Raw genomic sequence first — 24,318 nt, 5'->3', positions numbered from 1 at the left:
AGCTCATTCGAGCCTCAGACTTTCGCCAGGAGTTCGCCGACAGCCTCTTCGAATGACGTCGCAATCTCGTCGACCGCCGGCACGTTATCTGGGCAGGCGGTGATGCCGAGATCGAATCGGTCGCCGTGCGACACCGCGACGATGCTGAGATTCGCGCCCGCAAACAACGGGGCACAGGCGTGCATCCGTTCGACCAGAGCGCCGGCCACGTAGATATCGGCGGCCGGCCCAGGGACGTTCGACGCCAGTGTGTGGAACAACGGCGCATGCAGCCGCCCCAGTTCGCAGTCGACATACACCGTCGCAGCAGTCCGGGCCACCAAGGGGGGTATCAGTTGCGTGACGTCGGCGGCGTTCACCGGCGAAGCCGAGCGTCGAGACTTCTTGAGACGCCGAGTGGTGGACGTGATCGCTTGCAGGCGTTGAGTGGTATCACTGCCCTGCATGGGCAGTTTGATCAGTGCGACGGTCCAACTGTTCGGCGAATCGTCACCTTCTGTGCGCGTCGAGATCGGCATGAATCCGACCAGGGGCCCATCGGGTATGCGGTCGTGGCAGCGGTGCCACTCTCTGAGCGCCGAGGACAGACAGGCCAGGTAAACATCGTTAACCGTGGTTTCGAAGTGTTCGGCGATCTTCCTCATGTCCGAGAGAGCCACCGTCCCCATCGCCACACTCCGGCGGTCAGTGAGCGGTTCGTTGAGGATCGTGCGCGGCACACCGCTTGCTGGTTCGCGGGCGGTGTCATCCTCGTCCGAGTTGCGTGAGCGTCGCGTGGGATTGGTCAGCGCACCGGCGACGCCGGTCACCGCCGACCTGGCCAGTCTAGGCGCCACTTTGGCGACCAACTTGATGCCGGCGAGCGTGTTCTCCGTTATCTCGTGGAGAAGATCGCCGATGACCTGGCGATCCGACGGGAGCCCCGTCGACGGCGCATCCACCGCGACCAGCGAAAAGCCCTCCCGCGGGTCGGTGGTCATCAACTGCGGCAGCAGCGACGTGATACCGCCGACTCCGTCGGTCAGTGCGTGAGACACCTTGATGATCAACCCCAGCCGCTCGTCGGCCAATCCGTCAACCACCCAGGCCTCCCATAGGGGGCGACGCCGACTCAGTGGGTAGCGGGCGATGTCGGCGGCGAGGTCAGATAGTTCAGGGTGACCACCGGGAGCGGGCAACGAAGCGCGATGGATGTGGTGCGACACATCGAACTGGGGGTCTTCCGCCCATATCGGCTGCCCGAGCATGAACGGCTTCGATATAAGCCGCTTCCGGAAGGCGGGTGAGGCCGGCGCTCTTTCGCGGAGGGAGCGGAGGACATCCTCTACGCCGAAATCACCGGGTGCGGTCGATGGATCCAAGACAAGCACGCCGAGGGCATGCGAGGACATTGCGCCGCTCTCGATGTGGAGAGACAAAGCGTCCAACCCGCTGAGGCGTTCATACATCATCAGGCGTCACCCACCATCGCGGTCAGGTCCCGTTTGACCACCTTGCCGGCCGCGTTGCGGGGCAGTTCGGAGACAACATATACATGTCGCGGCACCTTGTGCCGGGCGAGATTTGCCCGCACGTGGCCGCATAGCGTGTCGGCGACCCGCGCCGGGTCGGTGTCGTCGGTGACGACCACGAACGCGTCCAGGCGCTGCCCGAACTGGTCGTCGGCCACCCCGACCACGGCCACGTCGACCACGCACGGGTGTTCTTGGATCACCATCTCCACCTCCCTCGGGTAGACGTTCTCTCCGCCGGACACGATCATGTCGTCAGATCGGCCGTCGACGTATAGGCGTCCGGTGACGTCGAGATGTCCCACGTCGCCGGTCTCCATGTACCCGTCGACGACCGCCTTCCCTCCGCCGCCGGTGTAACCCTCGAACAGGCTGTCGTTGCGGACGAAGATCCTGCCGGTAGAGCCGTCGCGCACAGCGCGGTTGTGGTCGTCGAGTATCTTCAGTTCCGTCCCGCGTGGCGGCTTGCCTGCGGTCCCGGGACAGGACCGCAGGTCGTGCGGCGTTGCGATCGCCGCCCAGCCCACTTCGGTCGACGAGTAGTTGTTGTAGACGATGTCGCCGTACTCGTCCATGAATCCGACCACTGCCTCATGGCGGACCGCCGATCCTGACAACGCCACGACACGCAGGCTGGAGAGGTCGTATTTGCGCCGCACAGCCGGATCGAGTGCCATGATGCGCTCGAGCATCACCGGCACCAGCCACATGGTGGTGGCTCGATGCCGATGCACCTGCGCCAGAACGGATTCCGGATCGAAACGCCGACTTACCACCACGGTGCTCGCGCGAAGCGACGACAGCGTCAACCCCGCGAAGCCCCAGGCATGGAACATCGGTGCGGCGATCACGGTGACGTCGTCAGACGAGAGCGGGATCCGATCGAAGAAGCCGGCCAACGTCGCGACACCCGATGATGTCCCGCCCCGCTCCGCGCCCTTGGGCGCGCCACTGGTGCCGGACGTGAGGAGCACCATCCGGCCGGGCCTCTTCGGCAACACCCGAGCCCCATCCGGTGCCGAGTCAATGAGGCCGTCGACGGTGTCCGTCGAAGCACCCGCCTCGGTAGCGGCGACGAGTTTCGGAAGCTCCTCGGGGATGTCGCCCAACAGCTCGCCGAACTCGGCATCGGCAATCAGTAGATCGCTGCGCTCGCCGGCTACGGCGCTTGCCAGCTGCGGTGCACCGAAGCCGGTGTTGAGCAGGACAACGCGACCGCCCGCCATGAGCGAGCCGACGACCGCCTCCACGAAGGGAACCGAGTTGCGCGCCATCAACGCCACGGTTAATGAATCGCCATGCCTTTCGACCAGCCGCGCAGCAAGCGTCGACGACCGCGTCACCACCTGCGACCAGGTCAGCGATTCGCGCTCGTCGATGACAGCGACGTGATCTGGCTTGCGAATAGCGGCCGCGGCGAAGGTGGCCGCCGGCGATAGGCCGTAGCGCCGCATTGCCCTCGCAAGCGTCACATAGGTCCACGGCCACGCCACGGGGAGCACGCCGACCCGCGAGAAGATGCGGGCGGTGCCGACCGCTTCGTGGATTCGACTCTGGCCCGCCGTCATGCCGACTGCCTCGGGGAGGACACAGCGGCCAGCGTCCGGTGGGGCTCGTCGGCAGGATCGCGGAGCACACGTAATTCGTGGTGAAGAGCGTCCAGCAGCTCCTCGGGATCCTCGACGATGTTGATCGCGCTGCACAGCGCGATATGAAAATGGCCCGCGACACTCCAGGCGGTCACGTTCAGTCCGACGCCGTCCATCAGCGGGCCTACGGAGTAGAACTGCCTCACGCACGCAGGGCCGATCTCGACTTGGTCGCTCGGACCCCTCACATTGGACACGCCTAGTGTGGGCAGCGGTGCCAGTCGTAGCACGCCCAGCCTTGAACCCAGTGACGCGACACTTCGGACCAGCGACATGGGCACGCACTCCCACCATCTCTCGAGCAGGTCGCCACGCGCCGCGTGGAGTGTCTTGGCGACCGCGGTGGTTCGGTGGATCTGCTGAAGTCGCGCGGCAGGGTCCCCGATGTCTGTCGCAAGCGTGGTGACCAAGTATGCCCATTTGTTGCCGCGAAGGGCACCGGTGTCGGCCGCCGTCGAGGTGTCGACGGGGATTCCGGTGGTCAGCGAACGGCGCGGCAGCTCACCTCTGCGGATGAGATACGTGCGGACAGCGCCACCGACCGCGGCCAGCAGGACGTCGTTGACCGTAACTCGGTGGTCCTTCGCTGTGGCGATGATCTCGGCCAGCGGGACGGAGATCGTTCCGAACGTGCGCTGTGCATCCATCCGCCGACGGAAGCGGGTCCTCGGGCCACCTGCCAGCAATCCCGGCGGACTCACCGTGCTGTCTCGGCGGATGTTGCGCGTCGTGCGACCGCTCCGCGCGGTGTCGCGGATCAGCCGTGGGATCCCCGACATCGTCTCCGCGCGGTCCAGCAGCGCGGAAGCGATCACGGACCGGCCAGGGGACCCGTGTGAGGTTGACCGCGCCGGCGGTTTCGTCGACGGGTCGCTGAATACTCGTATCTGATTCGCGGCCACGCGCCCGTCGGCCAGCGCATGGTGCAGCTTGAGAAGGCAGCCGAGTTCGCCGTGCGCCAAGCCCTCGAACAACCACACCTCCCACAGCGGCCGATCGCGCCGGAGTGCGCTGCCACACACTCTGGCGATCGCCTCGTCCCGTTGCCGTCGCCCCCCGGGCGCCTCGACCTTGATCACGTGAACGTTCTGCCGGGGATCGAACGTCGGATCGTGCACCAGTATCGGACGATGTAGGCCGAGCGGCGTACGCACGATGCGTTGGGTGTAGCACGGCACGAGCGTTATCCGCTCGGTGAGCATGCTGGTGAACCACTCGGTGTCCACCGGTTGGCCGTCGTCCCGGCCGAAGACCGCGAGTTTCAGTGTGTGCATCTGGGCGTTCGCGGTTTCCATCGCGAGGAAGCCCGCGTCGAGGCCGCTGAGGCGCTCCATGACTCGTCCTTCCGGAAGTGTGCGGCGAGACGGCGCCACCCACCCAGGAGCGCCTCGTTGTGACCTGGATCACCGCTATCGGTTTGTGTGATCAACACGATACCATCAACCTGGTTATAGCATTCGAATACGCGTGACGCTGTCGCAACGACCACTCAGGCGGGGTTCCACGCGGGCGACTGCTTGCCTGTTCGCGCGGCGAGAGCCGCGGCTGAGGGGTCAGCCCCAAGACCGTGTCCCGGCAGCGTTCCCGCCAGCCGATCAGCGACCAGCTGATTTGACCACTTGCCGTGCGGCGGCGGGATGGCTCATTGCCGATAGCCCGGCGGGTTGACGGTGTCCACCCACAGATCGACCTCCAGCTCGGAGCCCGGAATACAGTCGTAGGCCGAAAGATCCGGCACGCCAGATTCGACGAGCACGTCCTCGCACAGCAGGGTGTGGCCGGTGTATTCACGTGCCGGCTTGCTCAGTACCGCGTAGGCCGCGTCGGCGTAGACCTCCGGTTTGCGCGATCGCGCCATCACCTCGTCACCACCGAGCAGATTCCGCACGGCGGCTGTGGCCACCGTCGTGCGGGGCCACAGGGTGTTCGACGCGATACCGTGGCTACGCATCTCTTCAGCGATCCCCAATGCGCACAACGTCATACCGAATTTCGCCATCATGTATGCGGTGGGCTTGAGCCAGTGGTTTTCGAGCCGCAGCGGTGGGGAGAGCGTGAGGATGTGGGGGTTCTCACGGCTCTTCATGTGGGGGATGCACGCCTGGGACAAGGCGTAGGTGCCTCGTACCTGGATACCGTTCATCAGGTCGAACCGCTTCAGCGGCACCTCCTCGATGGACCCCAGGTTGATCGCCGAGGCGTTGTTGAGGCAGATGTCGATGCCACCGAACTGTTCCACCGCCGAGGCGACGGCGGCCGCAACCGAGTCGCCATCGCGGACGTCACCGACGATGGGCAGGGCGTGTCCGCCGATGGACTCGATTTCCTCTGCGGCCGTGTAGATCGTGCCCTCGAGTCGTGGATGTGGTTCCGCAGTCTTGGCCAGCAACGCGACGTTCGCGCCGTCGGCTGCCACCTTTTTCGCGATGGCAAGGCCGATGCCACGGCTTCCGCCCGAGATGAACATGGTCTTACCCGACAAGGGTTTCGTACCCATTTGATCCTCTGCTTCCACGCCCGAACAAATCAGGTCAACCTGGTTAACCCTATGTACCGTAGCGGGAGGCGGGATGGCGTCGCTGTCGCGGTCACTGAACCGGGTCGCCGTCGAGTGCCAGTTCGACGAAATTGCGTAGTACGGACTCGAGGTGATCGGGACTCACGCGTTCCGCCGCACGTGAGGCTCCGGCGTGCTGGCTGTAGAGCGCATGGATGAGGATGCCGCCGCCAACGGACTCGAGAATCGCGACGGGATCGGCCATCTCGCGAAGTTGCCCCTGGCGCACCGCGTCATCGAGGGCGGTGATGTTGACGTCGAAGTTGGGGTCGACCACTCGGGCGCGGTAGGTGCGGTACAGGTCCGGGAATTGCGCCGCCTCGAGATGGATGCGCAGGCTCGCGATGCCTTCCGGTGACGTGAAGTAGGCATAGATGTCGCGCGCGTACCGCATCAACTGTTCGCGGATCGATCCTGGGCCGCCGACTGTAGGTAAAACAGCATCGGCGAGCGCATCGATCAGGAGGGCCTCTCGGTCGGTATAGCGCCGATAGAGCACGTCGCGACTTACCTCCGCGACTTTGGCGACGCGATCGAAATGAAATCCGGCCCAACCGAATTCCGCGTATGTTGTCCGCGCTGCGTGCAGCACTCGGGCGTCGATGGCCGGATCGCGGCGACGGCCGCCGCCGGGGCGGCGTCGGCGCGGTCGTGAGGCCGTGCCCGCCGCCCCATCCGTGCCGGACTCGTCGGCGCCGTGCGCGGTGTCGGGCACTGGAATCCCTTCAGGAGTTCTGGAGTACGGCCCAACATTACCCCGGAACACTATTGCCAACACAATGTGTCGGTAATAAGCTCGCGGTGGTCTAGGTCACTTCGGCACGTCGCTGACGGTGCTCAGCAGTATCGGATCCCGCCGACCGGAACCCCCTACAGCGAAGGAACAGATATGGCATCAGACATCGGGTCGTTTCAGCACCGCGCGCTGACCGCGCCCTACGCGCCGGACGTGAGCGTGCATCACCCGTTCAACACTCCCTTCGGCCTCACCGAACAGGTGGTGTACTTCTACGGCGGGTGGCGCGAAGCGGACGGCACTCTGCACGTCTTCGAACGTAAGTTCATCGGGCCCATGACGGCCGGGCTGTGGCTGATGAATGCCCGCGGCGGCTCGGTGTCGATCGAACCGGTGTCCGCAAAAACCGTGCGCGGAGAGGTGAAACGCGAGTACTCCGACGATCGGGTGCTGCTGCACGGAGCGATGATGGAGAAGGTGGGCGACTCGGGTGGAGCCTTCCGCTTCGAGGCGACACCTGGCGAGTTCGAATGGCGGGAAGGTGATCTCCTTAGCCTCGACGGCAAACTTGTCGGTCCCGGCGTGCAGATCTTCGCGCCCGACGAGAAGGAGCCGATCCTCTACATCAGCGAGTTGTACAAGGTCGGCGGCAAGGTCCTGGGTGACGACGTCGAGGGCTTCGTCTTCTATGACCATTCTTACTGGCCCGCGGGGTACGACTGGAAAGAATTCCGGGTGTTCAAAGATCTTCAGCTCGGGTGGGAAGCCTTCGCCAACGAGTACGAGGACGGAACGATCGAGTGGGGGCATCTGTGCCTGGGTCGAAACGGCTTCAATTTCGCGGGTGTGGGCGACCAGAACGGCGCGGTCGTCATGGACAGTGGCGTCACCGGCGGGATCGACCTTGGCGACGATGATTGGGCACAGCGCGCGCATTGGAAGGCCTCGACAGGCCAGGAGTGGACCTTCGATCTGGAAGAAGGCGGCAAGCTGTCGGAATTCACCGCGGCCCGGTGGGGTGGGTATCGTGCGCAAGCCGGTCATACCCGCCGAGTCGGCGACAATCGCACGGTGCGGCTGGGCTTCAGCTGGCTGGAAACCTTCGGTGACCGGATCCGCGAGAGCAAGGTGCCCTCCTTCGACGACGCCACCAACGGCTGACCACATGTCAACGAACGGTCGCGTCCTGGTCACCGGCGGAACCGGTGCCCTCGGAATCGCCACCACGAAGTGGCTCACCCGCGCCGGCCACGACGTCGCCGTGTTCGCCCGCCACGAGCCGGATGCCCTCCCCAGGGGTGCCCGGTTCGTGCGGGGCGACATCGCCGATGCCGAATCCGTACACCGTGGCATGGCGGGCTGCGACACGGTTGTGCACCTCGCGTGGGCGCTGAGCGGTTCGGTCACGCATGCGGCCGCGGAGCCGATCAACATCGGCGGTACCCGAAACGTCCTGCGCGCCATGGCCGACACCGGCTGCAGCCGTATGGTGTTCGCGTCATCGGTCACGGCCTACGGCGCGCACCCGGACCACCCCCAACCTTGGCTGGAGCACGAAGAGCTCAAGCCAGCCTACGGCTTGGTCTACGAATGGCATAAGGCCGTGGCCGAGCAGATCATCGTCGATGGCGGAATTGAGGCAGTACGTGTCCGACCTACCGTTGTCGTGGGACGCGATGCGCGCAATGCGCCGGCAAACGTGTACCGACAGCCGGCGATTCCCACGCTGGGCGGGGCGGCCAAGATTCAGATGGTCCACCAGGATGACGTGGGCCGTTTCTTCGCACATGCCTGCGACGTGACCTCAGTCGGTGCGGTCAACCTTGCGGCGGATGACATTCTCACGTGGGAGGAGGTTGCGCGCCTGGCCGGTCGGCCGGGTCTGCCGACACCGCCGAGACTTCTGGTTCCCGCCGTGCGAACCCTGGCCCGGGTCGCCCCGGTGGCCCGCTCGGCGCCCGAACTGTTCGACATGTTCCTGCACTGGCCGATCGCCGACACCACCCGGTTGAAGGAAGACTTCAAGTTCAAAGTGGGCTACTCGTCGGCAGAGGCGATGGCCGATCAAGGCCGCAGTGCCACCAGCCACTTCGTGCTGGGAATGAGGGAGATCCGTCGCCCGTTGAAGCTGGACAGGGCCCGGCCCCATCCCGCCGCGCAGGCGGGCTCCGACGGTCGCTGGATCGAGGTGGTCACCGGTGACGCGCGTGGCGAATTCGACACGGCCCGCGCCGATCCCGCGTATCCCGAATGGACGTGCGCCAATCTCGCCGAAGCGTTTCCAGGCCCCATGACACCGTTGTCGCTCGAGTTGATCGGCGACGCTTTGTTCACCGGCGCCGATCAGGTGGCCAAGTTGCTCCCGTTGAACGAGCGGATCCGTGACAACGTCCGGCGACGCCAACTCGCCATCTTCGGTCACCGCTTCTACCAGAACGTCAGCGTGCTGCGCGAAATGGCCGCCGGCATCCCGGGGCAGACGCCAGAGGACTACGACCATCAGATCAACGGCAAGGCTTACCCCGAGGGATACACGAGGCCCCGCACGACAGCGAAGGACGTACTCGAGTATCTGAGGTTCGCGGTGACTTCCGGCCCTCGGCTGTCGGGCATCCCGTCGGCCGTGTCCGAGCTCGAGAAGCGGGCAGACGAGGTGTGCGCGCACAGAACATCACTCACCGAGATGAGCGATGAACGCCTGTGCGCGCGCATCGACTCGCTGTGGGACGATTGCATCGAGGGCTGGAAAGTTGGTCTGTTGTGCACGTTCCTGGTCAGCGCTCCAAGCGCATTGCTCGAAAGACGTTATGGCACTGAGGCGGTTACCCAAGCCAACGCACATTCCAGGGCTCTTGCCAGCTCACGTCTACTGCAAGGGGTCTTAAGGTTGGCGACTTCGATCACCGGACGGCCGAACGCGGCCGCAGTACTCGACGGGTGCATCGATGAAGCGAGCTGGCCTGAACTGCGGCGCCGTGATCCGGATTTCGCTCGGCAGGTCGCGGAGTTGCTCGACGAGGCGGGCCATCGTGGGCCCGGTGAAACCGAACTGGCGAACCCCGTGTACGCCGATGCGCCGTGGCTGCTGCTGCGGGCGATCGCTGGTGCGCGGGACGCTCGGGCCGGCGCTGTCGTCGTGACGAGTCACGGGCCGGTACGGACGGGACTGTCGAAGCTCAGCCGGTCCACCACCTCGCAACGGGAAAGGTGCCGGGATGCAGTCATGCGGCTTACGCACCAATTACGCCTTGCGCTGCGCGAGTGGGGGAACCGATTGGTTGCCCAGGGCCGCCTGTACGCGGTCGACGACGTCTTCTACCTGAGACACGAAGAGCTCTTCGGTCCAGCTTCGGGTATGTCCTGGGTAGTCTACCGTCGGCGAGGCGAGCGCGAGCGGCTCGCGAAACTCGACTATCCGCTGCGGTTCACGCACCCGATGATGATCCCCGACGCCATCGCCGGCACCACACCCGGCGGCACCGTCAGAGGTGTGCCCGCCAGTCGCGGCGTCGCCCGTGGGCCGGTTCGCATCCTGCGCACTCCCGACGACGACTTAGCGCCGGGTGAAGTGCTTGTCGCGAGGTCGACCGACACCGGTTGGACGCCCTTCTTCGCCGCAGCGGCGGCTGTGGTCACCGACATCGGTGGGCTGATGTCGCATGCGTCGATCGTTGCTAGAGAGTTCGGCGTTCCGGCGGTCGTGGGCACCGAGGATGCGTGCGAGAGACTCCGCGACGGACAGTTCGTTGAAGTCAACGGATGCACAGGAGTGGTGACGGTTCTCGATCAGTAAGAAACACTCACACGATTCGCCCGCTGACGACGGGCCTCACGGGCACTTCGGCTCGCTCCTGTCCGGATCGCGCCATCGCCTCGCCATCGTCCGCGCTCCGGAAAGAACCCCGGGCAGCAGCGAGATCAGCGCAATGAACAGGACGACGAGTTCGACGTGGTCGTGAACGAACGGAACTCTGCTTCCCAGAAAGTAACCCGCTAACGTCAGGCCGCCGCCCCACAAGACTCCGCCAAGGATGTCGAAGCCGAGGAAGGATGGATAGCGCATGGCAGAGACGCCGGCGAGCGCTGGCGCGAACGACCGCACGACCGGTACGAACCGCGCCAGGATGATGGTCTTGGGGCCGTGCTTCTCGAAGAACGCATGCGATTGAGTGACATACCGCCGCTTGAAGAAGCGGGAGTCCTCCTTATCGAACAACGCTGGACCGATTCGTCGACCGATGAAGTACGCGCACTGGTCACCGAGAACGGCTACAACCGCCACGGTCGGCGCCAGCGTCGCGATGCTCAAGGAGGAGTTGTCTGCAGAGGCCATGAAGCCGCCGGTGAACAGCAGCGTGTCTCCGGGAAGAAACGGAAACAACAGCCCAGTCTCCACAAAGACGATGATCAGGATGCCGGGCTGTACCGCCGACGCGAAAAGGCCGTTTTCTCCGAGCCAATACGTCGGGTCCATGAAGTTGCCGACGGCGAGAGTGGTCAAGGTGCTCAATGATGTTAGACCTTTCTGACGCGGCTACATGATGCATGCGGCGCGGATGCCGCGGCTCGACGGTGAGCTCTTCCGAGGCGATCCATCTCGCGCCGATCGCGGCAACCCGGGGGTCAGCTGCGAGAGGTGATTGCGTTGCAGGCAGAATCTTCACCGCGGTCACCAGCGGGGTTGATGGGGTTACCGAACGATAACAGTCCGAAAAAAAGAGGACTTCCGATATGCCGGGTAGCGACGAAACCCACACTTTCGGACGAACTTCGTCTTGGTATACGTTAGCTTGAAGGCGACGTGGAAGGGACTCGCATGAGTATTCGAACGCCATTCACCGATCTCATGGGTGTCGAACATCCGCTGGTCGGATTCAATAGATCACCCGCCGTGGTGGCCGAGGTCAGCAGGACCGGTGGTTTGGGTGTTCTTGCGGCGACCGCCTATACACCCGACGAGCTGGATGCGCAGTTGACGTGGATTGAGGGCCAGCTAGACGGGCGACCCTACGGCGTGGACCTTCTCGTGCCGGAGAAGGTAGCGGTTGGTGATCCGCACGATCTCGTCGAAAGCCTGCGGCAGCAGATTCCGGATGGCCATCGCAGGTTCATCGAGGGTCTCCTCGAAAAGTTCGAGATTCCACAAGTCCCCCCGGGTGTTTCGGCCCCGATCAACGATGACATCGCCGCCGCCCTCAATCCCACGGGCACCGAAGCTCTGCTCGACGTCGTCTTCGCCCATCCGATCGCTCTCATCGCCAACGCGCTCGGGACCCCACCTGAATCGCTCGTCGATCGTGCGCGTAGAGCGAATGTCGTCGTAGCGGCTCTCGTCGGACAGGGGAGGCATGTGCACCGCCAGATCGACGCGGGCGTCGATCTGCTGATCGCTCAGGGCACCGAAGCCGGTGGACACACCGGCACCATTGCCACCACGGTGTTGACTCCCGAGGTGGTCTCCGCTGCAGGAGGTCGGCCGGTACTAGCGGCCGGCGGCATTGCATCGGGGGAGCAGATGGCGGCCGGTCTGGCGTTGGGCGCCTCCGGCGTGTGGTGTGGGTCGGTGTGGCTGAACAGCATCGAGGACATCACCCCGCTACCGGTCAAGCGGAAATTCCTGTCGGCGCGCAGCAGCGACACCATCAGATCCGCGCTGCGTACGGGAAAGCCGGCCCGACAGCTCCGCAGCGCCTATCACAAGGAGTGGGACAGCGCTTCTGAGATCTCAGCGCTCCCAATGCCGCTTCAACCCATGCTCGTCAACGAGGCATTCCACCGCATCGACGAGGCGGCGGCGGCCGGCCACGCCGGGGCCCTGGAGTTGGAGACGTTCTTCGTAGGACAGGTGGTGGGGTCGTTCACCGAGTTGCGCCCCACACGGGACATCGTGCTCGACCTCGTCAACGGATGTCAGGCACGGATCAGCGCGCTCGCTGACACCATCCGGTGACTGGCGCCCCCACAAGTCATCGGAGTCGGGCGCGCAACCGTCGAATCTGATCGGATGTCACGCCGATGGCATCGAGGTAGGTCTTCATCGAGCCGTACTCGTCATCGATGACGTCACGAGCGGCGTCGAGGTACGACTCGCGCACCCCGAGCACCTCGTCGGCGAAGTTGGCTTCGGCGAATGTCACGATCTCGTCGGTCTGGGCGGCGGCGCGGGCGCGGATCGACTCCAGGATCTGCTCGCGCAAAAGCGGGACGGCATCGTTGCTGCGGAGGTAATCGGCCATGATCGCGTCTCGGTCGATTCCCGCAGCTTCGAGAACAACGGCGATCGTGAACCCGGTCCGATCCTTTCCCGCGAAGCAGTGGGTGAGTACCGTCCGCTGGTCGGCGATCAATGCAATTGCCTGGCGCACCGCAGCCTGCGCACCGGCCATCACGGGGTACTTTCGGTACTCCTCGGTCATGTACCGCGCGGCCGCCGCGGCGATATCCTCCGCACCCTCGGTGTTCTCCGCCAGAATCTGCTCAAAGCCCTGCTCGTGCGGCGCATGAGCACCGACTTCCCGGAATGGCAACCGGTGGATGTCGACGCCGTGCGGGACCTGACCCGCCCCGCGACGCGCGACCTCGCGGTCCGAGCGTAGATCGGCGACGTCGGTGACCCCGTAACCGGTCAGCGCCGCCCGGCCGTCGTCGTCGAGGCGGGACAACTCGCTGGCGCGGTAGAACACCCCTGGGGCGATGCCGGTCTGTTCGGCGACGTCGCGGAAGTTCCACGCCCCGGACAGCTCGCTGCCGGTTGACGGCACTAGCGGGTCACCGCCGCCGCGAACGCCGACTTCTCCCGACCCAACTCCGCGCGCGCGATCGTCCGCATGTGCACCTCGTCGGGCCCGTCGAACAGCCGCATCGCGCGGTGCCACGCGTAGAGCCGCGCCAGCGGGAAGTCGTCGGACACGCCCGCCCCGCCGTGCACCTGGATCGCGCGGTCGATGACGTCGCACGCCACCTGCGGGGCGACGGCCTTGATCTGGGACACCAGCACGTGCGCGGCCTTGTTGCCCTGCTGGTCGATGGTCCACGCCGCCTTGTGGCACAGCAGCCGTGCCTGGTCGATCTCGTTGCGCGACTTGGCGATCGCCTCGCGCACCACACCCTGCTCGGCGAGCGGCTTGCCGAACGCGACGCGCTTCTGCACGCGGTCGACCATCAGCGCCAGCGCCCGTTCGGCCGCACCGAGCGCCCGCATGCAGTGGTGGATGCGGCCGGGTCCGAGGCGGGCCTGGGCGATCGCGAACCCGGAGCCCTCTTCGTGGAGCAGGTTCTCGACGGGTACCCGCACGTTGTCGAACACGATCTCGCAGTGACCGTGCTGGTCCTGCCAGCCGAACACCGGCAGCGAGCGCTGGATGTCGACCCCAGGGGTGTCGGCGGGGACCAGGATCATCGACTGCTGCTGATGGCTCGCGGCGTCGGGATTGGTGCGGCCCATGACGATGAGGATCTTGCAGCGCGGATCGGCGGCGCCGGTGATCCACCACTTGCGGCCGTTGATCACGTAGTCGGAGCCGTCGCGCAGCATCGTGGTCTCGATGTTGCGGGCGTCGGAGGAGGCGACGGCCGGTTCGGTCATCGCGAACGCGCTGCGGATCTCACCGTTGAGCAGCGGGTCGAGCCACTGCTTGCGCTGCTCCTCGTTCGCGAACAGGTGCAGGGTCTCCATATTGCCGGTGTCGGGGGCGGCGCAGTTGATCACCTCGGGGGCGATCTCCATGCTCCAGCCGGACAACTCGGCGAGTTCGGCGTACTCGAGGTTCGACAGCCCGGAGACCGACGGCAGGAACAGGTTCCACAGCCCGCGTTCCTTGGCCAGCTTCTTGAGGTCCTCGACGACCGGCGGGACGGTGTGGTCCTTCGGTCCAGCCTCCTCGCGGTAGCGGTGGCAGTCCGCCTCGGCGGGGAAGACGTACTCGGTCATGAAATCGGTGAGCCGCTGGTGGTAGTCCTGCGCCTTTGCCGACATCGCGAAGTCCATGACCGTCACGATATGACACGTGTCGAGGCCCCCGGCGGGCATACCCTCATCGGCGATGACCCGCCATGACCCACCGACGGCGAGACGCCGAATACGGCCACAGCCGCCGCGCCAGTTACGTCGAAGTCGCGCAGCACTCGTCAAGCGAGTCTCCGAGACGAATGGGGGACGCCGAGGTACGTCGATGTCGCCCGAGACGCGGCACCGACGTTGTTTTGGCGCACTCGCAATAGAGTCACCTAATCTTGAACGAAAACCGTCCGATATCACCGCTCATGCAGTAGGGTGAGCGCGGTCGGCAAGGCGAAGGAGGCCTGAGAATGGAACACTCACCCAGCCACAGCGGCATGTTCCTCGATGACCTGCTCGCGGATGAGCGCCCGGCCCCGCCCCGTGAGCGACCTGCGGACCCACCAGCAACTGCAAATCTTCCAACTTCGTCTCTCCTCGACGAACTGGGCTTCTACCTCGGCGTGGCGCTATCCCATGAGTACGCGTCCAAGCACGAGGCCTCTCGCCGCGCATTGTTCGATGTCCGCGCAGCACTGGAAGCGGATCGCAACTGACATCGATGACCTCACCGTTACATACCTGGTCGACGGCACACCTGAACGACGGCGTCGGCGTTATTCCTGAATGAACCAAGCTGCCGGTGTTCTTACACGCACGTCGGGCGGCGGGCGGCGGCGTCCTGACCTCGACCCTGGCGAAGCCGTGGCGCAACGCCGACCGCATAGTAGTTAGGTCGTTACGCAATCACCCCCGAGCCGAAGTTGGAGGACTTCGCCATGGACCCTTATCCCGACTATGACGCCAGCGACGAACTGGAGTACGGAATCAACTGGTTGGCCTGGATTCTGCGGGGCAACTACCCACCCCCGGCATATCCGCCGGGCTGAACCACGTCGCCGTCGATCCGGTTTCGAGAAACAACCTCGCCTGCGCCAGTGCAGACACTGCCTGCACGGTCTTTGACGCTGCCCGCTGCTATGCCCGAACGATGACCGCTACGCATGGTGCATGGTGATCCGAGTCGTTACTGCGCCACCGTGGGCGCTGAAGTCGCGGTGGCGTCATGCAGCGGGACATGGTCGGTGCCCAAGACCGCGGGCCGCCCCTCTCGATTCGGGGAGGTGCGCGCCGGGCCGGTGCCGACCTGCTCGGCCGCGCCCCCGTACCCCTCAGCGAGCACTTACTGGAACGGCCCCATGTCGAGGGTGGCGTTGAAGTGCTCGCGACGATCATCGCGCCGGGTCCCGTTGCCGGAGAGCGCAATAGCGCCGGGTACCGCGCCAGGTCATTCCGCCACCCGTCGATCGGTTGCGGCCACGGCGCCGCGATGTGGATCGCGACCACCGTCGGCGCCACGGCCGCCCCGGGCATTTGCAGCCGCGCCCGCAGGTTCGGCAGCGAATACCCCTCGCGGCGGTGACTTCGCTGAGCGGGTATCGACTCCAGATCCCGACACCGCATGCGGCGGGCCGGGCGTTGCGTAGCCGGTGGGGGAAGGTCCGGTCGATGCCCGCCGCCGACAGCCCCTCGGCCGCCTCGCCGGTCATCTCCTGCAGCACCAGTATGTCAGTGGACTGCTGCGCGGTCGCGGTCAGCGCGGCCGGATCAGTCTGCCCCATCCCGAGGTTCGACGTCATCACTCGCACACCCATCGACGGCTCCACGACCTCCGCACCCGCGTAGAGGGGGAGTTGAATGGTCACGAGCAGCGCGGTCAGGATCGCGGCGAGCGAGGCGAGGATCCAGCCTCGCCCGAGAAGCAGCGCCGCCGCGATCGGCGCGCCGAGCATCAGGTACGGCGAGGCCGACGCGACGATCAGCAGGCTGTGGCGGGTGATCGGGAGATACCCGGCGATCAGTCCGGTCAGTGCCGCCGCGGCGGCCGCCAGGCCGAGCAGTGTCGCGAGTCGGCGGAGCATCGGCGGGGATCAGGCCCGGTAGCCGGCGGGCTGGGCGGGCATCGGCGCATACTGCGGGAAGCCGGCCGGGTACCGGTACGGATGCGTGGGCTGCGCCGAGGGATGGGCGGCCATGGCGCGGGCGCGGGCGGCTTGTCGGTGCAGGGTCTTGCGGGCCGACCAGTTGGCCAGCAGGGCAAACCAATTGAGCAGCAGCATCGACAGCGGGCTCCACCAGCTGGCGAGCAGGTTGCGCGTTTGGGCCTGCCGGAGCGCGGCGTCGCACTGCTCGAACGTTCCAGCGACGGTGGCGGATTGGTCCATCCACATCAGCAGCAGGCCGGTGTGCTTGGTGGTGCTGACGGTGAAGACGGGCTGATGGGCGTAGGTGGGATACATGGTTGTCCTTTCGGTTGGTGCTGTGACTCAGTGGGGGTCGGGGGTGTAGGAGAAGCACTTGTCGGTGTTGCCGACGCCGAAGCTGCTGTGGGGGCCGCCGATGTAGAACACGGCGGTCTTGTCGGTGCGCGGGTTGGCGGGGTCCTTGACGTCGACGTCGTCGGCGGGCTGGTCGTGGTGGACGTAGTCGGCACGGCGGGTGATCTCGACCTCGACGCCGAGTTCGCGGGCCAGCGCCCGCACCTCGTCGGGATTGGCGACGACCGCGCCGTCCCACTGGATGGTGTCGTTGAAGCGGGGCAGCAGCACGTCTTCGCACCGTTGGTGGGCGGCCTCGGCCGCGGCCTCCGCGTCAGCCCTGGCCTCGGCGGTGTTGGCGTCGGTGATGGCGGCGATCAGGCAGCCAATTCCCGCAAGGATGCCCACCACGCCCAGCACGAAGCGGCCGAGAAGATTCACCCCGACGTAGGGCTCCGAGGGTCCGCTTTTGTCGCGGAACTTCCAGCCTTCCTCGAGGAAGAACGACAGCTTCGGGGTGAAGGCGAAGAAGATCAGTGCGGCGCCCAGCAGGCACAGCAGGATGGCCAGGCCGATCATGATGGACTCCGATCTCGGGGTGCGGGTCAGGCGGGGTTGGCGGTGGTCGCGGCCAAGACTTGGAAGCCGGTCAGGATCGCCTCGACGTCGCGCTGGTAGGTGGGGTTGTCCGGGCGGGTGGCCTGAGCGGTGACCGCGATCCCGAACGTCCGTCCGCCGGTGTGGATCACCGTGGCCAGGGTGATGATGGGCCGCGCCGGGGTCGTGCCCTGCGGTGCGCCGGTGTAGGTGATGCGTTCGGCGGGCTGCCCGCACACCGTGGTCGGCGTGTAGGCAAGATCTGTTGCCCCGCCGAGGGTCTCGATGGCGGTGCGGTTCTTGGTGAGTACCGAGTCCGCGGATTCGTTTCCGGGGATCGACTCGATGGTGACCACCACGTTGGGGGCGAACTGGTCGGCGACCAGGTCGCGGTTGACGAGCATGTAGCGCACCAGATCGCTGTCCATCATGGTGAAGCGCTCCCAGCCGGCCGGGCGGGGGATGGACATGGCCGGGTCGGTGTCGACGCGGGTGGGGATCTCTTCCAGCGCCGAGGTGGCCGGCGCGCACGCCGAGGCGTCGGCGACCACCGAGACGGCCGCCGGCGGGGTGGTGGCGGACTGGGTGCCGCACGCCGCGGCGGCGAGCGCGATCAAGGTGGCCGCGGCGGCGGTGGCGACGGTGCGTGCGGTCACGGGCCGCTCCTTGTCTCTCGGTGGCGCCTGTCGGCGTGACGAACGAAAACGCAGCAATAAACCGTAGCAATTGTCTATCGAACCGCCATATCGCTACAGTTTCATAGCGGTGCGCTCGCTGAAGTGCTGTTTTGAATGCACCGACGGTCGGTATTGCTACGGTCCGCGCGACGGCACCGCGCGCGCGTCACGGCGATCGATGTCTGCCGGCCAGCGTTCCTTCGAGGAGCGGGACCCGCGCGGCCCGGGACGGAGCCCGCGCTCCTTACTCCCGCTCGAGGTAGTGCTGCTCGACCACTTTCGAGTAGCGGTCGTTGTAGCCGTCGAGCGCGGTGTTGGTGGTCCACCCGATGGAGTCGAGGTAGCGGTCGATGGCGTCGCTGATGGCCGTGTCGGTCACCGCGCCGGAGTCGTAGGCGACGATGCCGCCGTCGGGGCTGACGACACCGGCGTCGGTCAGCACGCTGGTGTCGCCGGCGCCAAGTCGCAGCAGCTTGTTGGCCAGGGTGTGCCGCAGGCCGGCGTCGTTGAGGAGGGTGACGCTCTCGGCGTCGATGGGCACCGGCGCCTTCCCGAGGACGAGTTCCTCGAGCACCGAGTCCGCGCCGGGCACCTTGCCCACCTTGTCGACGATGTCGCCGAACTGGGGCATCCGGGTGGCCGCGTCGTACCAGAGCTTCTTGTGCTCGTAGGCCTGCTGCGCCGCGGCGTTCTGGTCGGCGATGGCGTCGTTGGCGGCGATGTTGGCGCCGACGTCGACGACGCCCTGCAGCGCGCCGGCCGATTTGAGGGCCGAGTACTCGGTGTCCCCGCCGACGTGGCGCGCGAAGTCCTCCTGGTACTGGTTCATCTCGGCGTAGGCGGCCGTGTTGAGAGTGTGGGCGGCGAAATCATCGGTGTCGATGACTCCGAAGAAGTCGCGCATACGGGTTTTGCCCGGGTCGTTGAAATCGTCGAGCTCGGCGAACCCGGCGGTGTCGTCGCGGTTGTGCTCGAGCATGTCGTCGATGTAGGGGACGCTGGCCGCAGCCAGGGCGCGGGTGAGGTCAGGGCTGACCTCGCCGAGCGACTTGCCGCCGGTGCCCGGGATGTCGAGCAGCTGGTCGCGGTGGTCGGCGGCGTACTGCGCGAACGCGTGCGTGGTCTCGCCAGCGCGGGTGGCCACCGCGAGCTGGCTCGAATCGGCCGGGTCGCTCATCACCGCGGTGTCCGGGATGCCGGTGAGCATGTTCGCCACCGCGGTGCTGCCGTCGGTCCACTGATGGGTCATCAGGTTGCCGAGGAACTCGTTGTCGTACACCGGTTTTCCGGTGGCATCGTAGGACACCAGGGCGTCGTGCACCGCGACCGGGTCGCGTCCGGCGACGCCGAGCATCGTCTGCAGGTCGGTGGTCATGTCGTCGGCGAACGGGGCGGTGTCGCCCCAGGTGCCGGTGTGCATGAGCCTGAGGGCTTCTTCGGACTTGCCGAGCAGCCCGACGTCGAGGTCGCTGCCCCGCATCAACGCGGGGTCACCGTGGTTCAGGATCGCCGCGAGATCCTTCATGCCGGCCCAGTCGGTGAACATGGAGCGGGGATCGAATCCGTGACCGCCGTTGGCCAACTGCCACTTCCACGTGTCTTCCGAGACCCGCGATACCGGATCCTGCAGCACCTCCCGCAGCGCGGCCGGCGCGTTGGCCAGCTCGCCGCGCACCGCGGCGCCCCGGCCCGCGGCGTCGCCGCTGACGTGCTGATTGGTCGCCAGCCGCATCGCGGAGGTGAGCTTGTCGCCGCCGGGTGCGGCGGTTAACCTCCGCAGCTCCTCGGTGGTCTTGCCGCCCAGCCCGCGCGACAGGCCCGCCAAGTACTCCATCTGCTCGCGGGGCAGCACGAGGTCGCCCTGCTCGAGGGCGGCCTGCTGCTCGGGGGTCAACGTGGTCGCGGCGCTCAGCCGGGCCTGCGCTTCTGGGCTCAGGGTGCCGCTGGTGTAGAGCTCCTGGACGTCGGCGCTGCCCTGTTCGGCGTCCATGGTCACCGGCGGGTTGTCGGCGAGTTCGGCGTTGAGCCCGTCGAGGGAGTCCAGGCCCGCGGCCACCCGGATGGCGGCGGCGAGGTTCTCGTCGGCGTCGGCGGTGCGGGCGAGCAGGTCGGCGATCTCGGCTTCGAGGATGTCCATCCGCCGCTCCATCTCCGCGGCGTCGTCGGGATCGGCCGGCGGCAGGTAGGACAGCTCCCCGGAGGCGACGTCGATGCTGATGCCCCAGCGGTCGGCCATGCGTTGCAGGCGTGTCCATTCCGCTCTGATCTCGCGGACTTCGGTTTCGGCGAGTGCGGCGGCGCGGGCGACCGCATCGCATTCGGCGCCGTGGTCGAGCAGGTCGGCGCGCACCCGGCCGGTGGCGGCGACGGCGGCGTCGTGGCTGTCGCCGACCCACGGCGTGCTCGCGATGACGTCGCCGATTTGCCCGGCGGCGTCGCGGACCCCGGTGGCGCGGTCGGTCGCGGCCTGGAACACGCTGTGGATCGCGTCGGGATCCCAGGTGTCCAGATCGGCCAGCGTCAGCGACATCTCCACCTCGTTCGTTGCCTTCTGGCAGCCTACGGCCGTCCGCACCGGGGTCTGTGCACAATTTCTGGCCGTCGCTGCGGAGTCTCGACATTGCGCAGCGAACCCGTCGCGGTGATTCCCGTCCGGAGCGGGGTGGTGCGGCGCTTAGGCTGAGGGGCGTGGGCGAGGCACCGGGCAGGCGGCGGCGGTGAGCGAAACGGCGAGGGCGACAGGCTCAACGATCGCGGGCGGTGCCGCGGGCACCTCCCCGGCGGCGACCCGGTTCTTCTGGGGCTGGCTGATCGTGGCGACCGCGATGTCGATCGCCGGCAACGTCACCCACGCCGTGCTCGTCGTCGAGCCGCGCACCGTGCTGCTGGCGGCCGGCGCGGCACTGGTGCCCCCGATCGTGCTTCTCGCCGCCACCCATTCGGTGGCGCTGCTGGTGCGCAGCCGCGTCGGCGGCGCCGTGTACTGGTGCGCGGTGCTGATGACCCTCGCGCTGGCGGGCAGCGCGTTCGTGCTGTCGTTCACCGCGCTGCGCGACCTCGCGGTCACCGTCGGGATGCCCGAATCGATCGCCTGGCTGTGGCCGTGCGCGATCGATGTCGCCATCGCGCAGGCGACCTTGTGTCTGCTGTCGGTGGGGCGGCGCGGCGGTGACCCAGCAACGATGGCCCAGGCGACGGAAAACGTTGTGATGCAAAAGGAATGCGAAGCTGCTACCAACGACGTGGACGTTACCGGTGATGTTGCGGGCGGTGGTGGGCCGGTCGCGCCGTGGCGCGATGCCGCCATATCGCTCGTGTCCGCGGGCGTCACCTCCAAGGACACCGACCTGGTGGCCCGCATCCTCGCCGACAGCGACGCCGGGATCCCGCCCAGCACCATCGGCCGCACCCACGGGGTGCATCACACCACCGTCACCCGGATCCTGTCCGCCGCCACGTCACTGACCTCAGACGAGGTGGGGCCGTCAGGTGAGCCGATGACCCACGCCTACGACCACCAAGGAGTCCGATGACCGCCGACGACGCCCCCGCACCCGATCCCCGCGAGGGTGTCTTCGACATGGACCCGCAGGCCGTGCTGGTGAATCTCGCGCGCACGCTGGTCAACGGGCATGCCACGTTGCTCGAGTCGCGCCGGGCCGTCGAGCGGGCGCGCAGCGTCCAGGACGCGGCGCCCGAGGCCGCCGAGCAGCTCATCGCGACCTCGGTATCCGCGAATCCGACGAACTCGCCCAGCCGGCCGGCGTGCACGCCGCCCTACTGGCGGGGCTGCTGTCCCACGTCGGCCTGCGCGACGGTGACGGCCGCGACTATCAGGGCGCCCGCAACACCCGCTTCGTGATGGCGCCGGGTTCGGTGCTGACCAAACGCCCGCCGCGGTGGATCGTGGTGGCCGATCTGGTGGAGACCAGCCGGCTGTTCGGCCGCATCGGCGCCCGCATCGACCCCGACACCGTCGAGCGGATCGCCGGGGACCTGGTGCAGCGCACGTACAGTGAGCCGCACTGGGACGCCGAACGCGGTGCGGTGATGGGCTACGAGCGGGTGACGCTCTACGGGTTGCCGCTGATCGCGCGCCGCCGGGTCAACTACGCGCAGATCGACCCCGAACTGGCGCGCGAGCTGTTCATCCGGCACGCCCTCGTCGAGGGGGACTGGCAGACCAAGCACCACTTCTTCCGCGACAACGCCCGGCTGCGTGCGGAACTCGAGGAGGTCGAGGAGCGGGCGCGCAGGCGTGACCTGCTGGTCGGCGACGAGGAAGTGTTCGCGTACTACAACTCGCGTATCCCTGAGAATGGCGTCTCCGCACGGCATTTCGACGCGTGGTGGCGTAAACAGCGGCACAAGACGCCCGACCTGCTGACGATGACGCGCGAGGATCTGCTGCGTGCCGACGGCACCGACGAGCTGCCCGACGAGTGGCAGGCCGGGGATCTGGCGCTGCCGCTGACCTACCGGTTCGAACCGGGTGCGGCCGACGACGGCATCACCGTGCACGTGCCCGTCGAGGTGCTGGCCCGCCTCGGTGGCGACGAATTCGCCTGGCACGTACCGGCTTTGCGTGAGGAGCTGATCACCGCCCTGATCAAGTCGCTACCCAAGGAGCTGCGGCGCAACTTCGTTCCGGTGCCGGACACCGCGCGAGACGTCCTGCGCACCATCGACCCGGGCAGTGGGCGGTTGTTGGAGAGCCTGCAGCACGAGCTGTGGCGGCGCACCGGGGTGACGGTGCCGGTCGACGCGTTCGACTTGGAGAAGATCCCCGCCCACCTGCGCGTGACGTTCGCGGTCGAGCGCGACGGCGCCGAGGTCGCGCGCGGTAAGGATCTGGAAGCGCTGCAGGAGCAGCTCGCGGCGCCGGTGCGGGCGGCGGTGGCCCGCGCGGTGGCCGACGGTCTGGAACGCAGCGGATTGCGTTCGTGGCCGGATGACCTCGACGAACTGCCGCGCACGGTGGAGAACGCCAGCGGTGGCCACACGGTCCGTGGGTACCCGGCGTTCGTCGACGCCGGCGCCGCGGTCGACGTGCGGGTGTTCGCCACGCAGGCCGAACAACTCGCGGCGATGCGGCCCGGGCTGCGGCGGCTGCTGCGGATGGCCGCGCCGTCGCCGGTGAAAAACGTCGAACGCGCGCTGGACACCCGGCGCCGGCTACCCCAGTTTGTTTCAGCCCTCGCCAGAGACGGCGACCGCCCACGACGTGCTGATGGCGACTCTGCGCCCGGCCGGTCGAAGCTCGTGTTATTTCTTACGGTGGTGGGGCAGATCATCCGCCGCGGATCGGGTGGTTCCTTCTCGCGTTCGCGGTGAGCATGCTGTCCGCCGTGTCCTTCTGCATCGCGCTACTTAGGCCACCGCAGCGCGCGCGATCGAGCTGACATGCTGGCGCTGCCACCGGTGCCGCCAGTGGTGCAGTCGGTTTCTTCGGTGCGCCTGGGCCGCAATTACTACGTGCGGGTGGCCGGCAACGACTACTCCGTGGATCCGGGCGCGATCGGCCAACTGGTCGAGGTGATCACCACCCTTGATCGGGTGACGGTGACCCGATCAGGCCGGCTTGCTGTCAACCCATGAATGCTGCTGGGCGGCGCGACAAGCACTCACCGATCCCGCCCACGTCTCGACCGCCGCGGTGTTGCGCCGTGAGTTCTAAGCCGGCCCACCACCGACCGAAGGCGATCACTTGGTGCGCGACCTGGCTGCCGACTATGACCGCGCATTCGGCGTCGACTTCGCCACCGGCGCAGTGACTTGCGATGGCGACGTGGCGTGAGTATGGCCGAGGACCCGATCAAGGCCGTCTGCACTGCGCCCAGGCCCTGAAAGCACCGCGCATCCGCGAGTCCGCCGCCCGACTGGCCGAGCAAGCCCGCGACGCCGGCTGGACCCACGAGGAGTACCTCGCGGCGGTGCTATCCAGGGAGGGCGCGGCCCGCGAGGCCTCCGGTGCGGCGACTCGCATCCGCTCGGCCGGTTTTCCGACCCGCAAATCGTTAGAGGACGTCAACTTCGATCACCAACCAGCGCTGAATCGGGACATCGTCGCCCACCTGGGCACCGGCCGCTACCTGGAATCGGCGACACGCTCGAAACTATGTATGCGACAACGGGGTCAATGCTGGGCAAGTCATTGTTATTGCCAGTTTATCGTCGGGTGTTATTCAACATGAAGGAACTGAACTACCCCGGATTTTCTTCCTATTGTGTTGTGAGGGCCGGGATGGGCTGGCTCACGTGGGGTGAGGTGCCGGTC

At 66.7% G+C, this 24,318-nt stretch carries 20 protein-coding genes and 2 pseudogenes; 9 read left to right on the top strand and 13 right to left on the bottom strand.

The features are described 5' to 3' along the window. Positions 1-14: 14 nt before the first annotated feature. From AU194_RS19750 to AU194_RS31330, 5 genes are all read right to left on the bottom strand, one after another. A complete protein-coding gene (locus AU194_RS19750) occupies positions 15-1,451 on the bottom strand; it encodes a wax ester/triacylglycerol synthase family O-acyltransferase (RefSeq protein ID WP_082698718.1) in 1,437 nt (478 codons plus the stop codon). Further along, positions 1,451-3,079 (bottom strand): AMP-binding protein, encoded by a 1,629-nt coding sequence (locus tag AU194_RS19745; protein ID WP_059090956.1) that lies wholly within the window; start codon positions 3,077-3,079, stop codon positions 1,451-1,453. Before AU194_RS19745 ends, AU194_RS19750 begins: the two co-directional genes overlap by 1 nt. After that, complete coding sequence (locus tag AU194_RS19740) at positions 3,076-4,494, bottom strand: wax ester/triacylglycerol synthase family O-acyltransferase (protein WP_059090955.1); 1,419 nt, start codon at positions 4,492-4,494, stop codon at positions 3,076-3,078. The genes AU194_RS19745 and AU194_RS19740 overlap by 4 nt, the downstream gene beginning before the upstream one ends. Positions 4,495-4,802: 308 nt before the next feature. Continuing rightward, entirely contained in the window at positions 4,803-5,657 is an 855-nt protein-coding gene (locus tag AU194_RS19735) for an NAD(P)-dependent oxidoreductase (RefSeq protein ID WP_059090954.1), read from the bottom strand. 91 nt (positions 5,658-5,748) lie between these two features. Continuing rightward, positions 5,749-6,432, bottom strand: a complete 684-nt coding sequence (locus AU194_RS31330) for a TetR/AcrR family transcriptional regulator (RefSeq protein WP_157576268.1) — start codon at positions 6,430-6,432, stop codon at positions 5,749-5,751. Positions 6,433-6,606: 174 nt separating this feature from the next. On the opposite strand from AU194_RS31330, the gene AU194_RS19725 reads away from it, so the two are divergent. Together AU194_RS19725 and AU194_RS19720 are read left to right on the top strand one after the other, a co-directional pair. Next, on the top strand, positions 6,607-7,614 hold the full coding sequence (locus AU194_RS19725; RefSeq protein ID WP_059090952.1) for a hypothetical protein: 1,008 nt from the start codon (positions 6,607-6,609) through the stop codon (positions 7,612-7,614). 4 nt (positions 7,615-7,618) lie between these two features. Beyond that, positions 7,619-10,246: an NAD-dependent epimerase/dehydratase family protein gene (locus AU194_RS19720; protein ID WP_059090951.1), complete on the top strand. Its 2,628-nt coding sequence runs from the start codon at positions 7,619-7,621 to the stop codon at positions 10,244-10,246. 36 nt (positions 10,247-10,282) lie between these two features. Here the strand turns inward: AU194_RS19720 and AU194_RS19715 are convergent, their stop codons facing one another. Beyond that, a complete protein-coding gene (locus AU194_RS19715) occupies positions 10,283-10,963 on the bottom strand; it encodes a VTT domain-containing protein (protein ID WP_059090950.1) in 681 nt (226 codons plus the stop codon). A gap of 312 nt (positions 10,964-11,275) precedes the next feature. On the opposite strand from AU194_RS19715, the gene AU194_RS19710 reads away from it, so the two are divergent. Continuing rightward, on the top strand, positions 11,276-12,403 hold the full coding sequence (locus tag AU194_RS19710) for a nitronate monooxygenase (RefSeq protein ID WP_059091098.1): 1,128 nt from the start codon (positions 11,276-11,278) through the stop codon (positions 12,401-12,403). A 16-nt stretch (positions 12,404-12,419) separates the two neighbouring features. Here AU194_RS19710 and AU194_RS19705 read toward each other — a convergent pair whose 3' ends face one another. Both AU194_RS19705 and AU194_RS19700 read right to left on the bottom strand, forming a co-directional pair. Further along, positions 12,420-13,214, bottom strand: coding sequence for a tyrosine-protein phosphatase (locus AU194_RS19705; RefSeq protein WP_059090949.1), 795 nt, complete (start codon positions 13,212-13,214; stop codon positions 12,420-12,422). After that, positions 13,214-14,428, bottom strand: a complete 1,215-nt coding sequence (locus AU194_RS19700; protein ID WP_197417688.1) for an acyl-CoA dehydrogenase family protein — start codon at positions 14,426-14,428, stop codon at positions 13,214-13,216. Before AU194_RS19700 ends, AU194_RS19705 begins: the two co-directional genes overlap by 1 nt. A 332-nt stretch (positions 14,429-14,760) precedes the next feature. On the opposite strand from AU194_RS19700, the gene AU194_RS31895 reads away from it, so the two are divergent. Next, on the top strand, positions 14,761-15,006 hold the full coding sequence (locus AU194_RS31895; RefSeq protein WP_157576262.1) for a hypothetical protein: 246 nt from the start codon (positions 14,761-14,763) through the stop codon (positions 15,004-15,006). 225 nt (positions 15,007-15,231) lie between these two features. Further along, positions 15,232-15,339: pseudogene (locus AU194_RS32675) on the top strand (CAP domain-containing protein); the annotation flags it as partial. A gap of 342 nt (positions 15,340-15,681) precedes the next feature. Here the strand turns inward: AU194_RS32675 and AU194_RS19695 are convergent. The 5 genes from AU194_RS19695 to AU194_RS19675 all read right to left on the bottom strand — a co-directional run bounded on the left by AU194_RS19695 (position 15,682) and on the right by AU194_RS19675 (position 20,571). Continuing rightward, on the bottom strand, positions 15,682-16,371 hold the full coding sequence (locus tag AU194_RS19695) for an endonuclease/exonuclease/phosphatase family protein (RefSeq protein WP_059090947.1): 690 nt from the start codon (positions 16,369-16,371) through the stop codon (positions 15,682-15,684). A gap of 9 nt (positions 16,372-16,380) precedes the next feature. Next, positions 16,381-16,749, bottom strand: coding sequence for a hypothetical protein (locus tag AU194_RS19690; RefSeq protein WP_059090946.1), 369 nt, complete (start codon positions 16,747-16,749; stop codon positions 16,381-16,383). A 27-nt stretch (positions 16,750-16,776) separates the two neighbouring features. Further along, positions 16,777-17,346, bottom strand: a complete 570-nt coding sequence (locus AU194_RS19685) for a DUF6199 family natural product biosynthesis protein (RefSeq protein ID WP_059090945.1) — start codon at positions 17,344-17,346, stop codon at positions 16,777-16,779. A 26-nt stretch (positions 17,347-17,372) separates the two neighbouring features. Continuing rightward, a complete protein-coding gene (locus tag AU194_RS19680; protein WP_059090944.1) occupies positions 17,373-18,020 on the bottom strand; it encodes an LpqN/LpqT family lipoprotein in 648 nt (215 codons plus the stop codon). A 265-nt stretch (positions 18,021-18,285) separates the two neighbouring features. After that, positions 18,286-20,571 (bottom strand): hypothetical protein, encoded by a 2,286-nt coding sequence (locus AU194_RS19675; RefSeq protein ID WP_157576256.1) that lies wholly within the window; start codon positions 20,569-20,571, stop codon positions 18,286-18,288. A 187-nt stretch (positions 20,572-20,758) separates the two neighbouring features. On the opposite strand from AU194_RS19675, the gene AU194_RS19670 reads away from it, so the two are divergent. The 4 genes and pseudogenes from AU194_RS19670 (at position 20,759) to AU194_RS32920 (ending at position 24,235) form a co-directional block, all read left to right on the top strand. After that, a complete protein-coding gene (locus tag AU194_RS19670) occupies positions 20,759-21,574 on the top strand; it encodes a DUF2637 domain-containing protein (RefSeq protein WP_059090942.1) in 816 nt (271 codons plus the stop codon). A gap of 172 nt (positions 21,575-21,746) precedes the next feature. Continuing rightward, positions 21,747-23,219: pseudogene (locus AU194_RS19665) on the top strand (DUF3418 domain-containing protein); the annotation flags it as partial. 225 nt (positions 23,220-23,444) lie between these two features. Then, positions 23,445-23,639, top strand: coding sequence for a hypothetical protein (locus AU194_RS32670; protein WP_059090941.1), 195 nt, complete (start codon positions 23,445-23,447; stop codon positions 23,637-23,639). 182 nt (positions 23,640-23,821) lie between these two features. Continuing rightward, the gene (locus tag AU194_RS32920; protein ID WP_304438553.1) at positions 23,822-24,235 is read left to right on the top strand and encodes an ATP-binding protein; all 414 of its coding nucleotides are present in this window, start codon (positions 23,822-23,824) and stop codon (positions 24,233-24,235) included. Positions 24,236-24,318: the final 83 nt, after the last annotated feature.

It is taken from the genome of Mycobacterium sp. GA-2829 (genome assembly GCF_001499965.1).
GTDB lineage: Bacteria > Actinomycetota > Actinomycetes > Mycobacteriales > Mycobacteriaceae > Mycobacterium.
Note: the sequence above shows the minus strand (reverse complement) of the source record. Positions and strands in the feature narration are given on the sequence as shown.

Bases quoted from the DNA above. Each gene is read 5' to 3' on its own strand.
- AU194_RS19750 (WP_082698718.1), bottom strand. From the start codon at position 1,451: ATGATGTATGAACGCCTCAGCGGGTTGGACGCTTTGTCTCTCCACATC.
- AU194_RS19745 (WP_059090956.1), bottom strand. From the start codon at position 3,079: ATGACGGCGGGCCAGAGTCGAATCCACGAAGCGGTCGGCACCGCCCGC.
- AU194_RS19740 (WP_059090955.1), bottom strand. From the start codon at position 4,494: ATGGAGCGCCTCAGCGGCCTCGACGCGGGCTTCCTCGCGATGGAAACC.
- AU194_RS19735 (WP_059090954.1), bottom strand. From the start codon at position 5,657: ATGGGTACGAAACCCTTGTCGGGTAAGACCATGTTCATCTCGGGCGGA.
- AU194_RS19725 (WP_059090952.1), top strand. From the start codon at position 6,607: ATGGCATCAGACATCGGGTCGTTTCAGCACCGCGCGCTGACCGCGCCC.
- AU194_RS19720 (WP_059090951.1), top strand. From the start codon at position 7,619: ATGTCAACGAACGGTCGCGTCCTGGTCACCGGCGGAACCGGTGCCCTC.
- AU194_RS19700 (WP_197417688.1), bottom strand. From the start codon at position 14,428: ATGTCGGCAAAGGCGCAGGACTACCACCAGCGGCTCACCGATTTCATG.
- AU194_RS31895 (WP_157576262.1), top strand. From the start codon at position 14,761: ATGGAACACTCACCCAGCCACAGCGGCATGTTCCTCGATGACCTGCTC.
- AU194_RS19695 (WP_059090947.1), bottom strand. From the start codon at position 16,371: ATGCTCCGCCGACTCGCGACACTGCTCGGCCTGGCGGCCGCCGCGGCG.
- AU194_RS19690 (WP_059090946.1), bottom strand. From the start codon at position 16,749: ATGTATCCCACCTACGCCCATCAGCCCGTCTTCACCGTCAGCACCACC.
- AU194_RS19685 (WP_059090945.1), bottom strand. From the start codon at position 17,346: ATGATCGGCCTGGCCATCCTGCTGTGCCTGCTGGGCGCCGCACTGATC.
- AU194_RS19675 (WP_157576256.1), bottom strand. From the start codon at position 20,571: ATGTCGCTGACGCTGGCCGATCTGGACACCTGGGATCCCGACGCGATC.
- AU194_RS32670 (WP_059090941.1), top strand. From the start codon at position 23,445: ATGCTGGCGCTGCCACCGGTGCCGCCAGTGGTGCAGTCGGTTTCTTCG.
- AU194_RS32920 (WP_304438553.1), top strand. From the start codon at position 23,822: ATGGCGACGTGGCGTGAGTATGGCCGAGGACCCGATCAAGGCCGTCTG.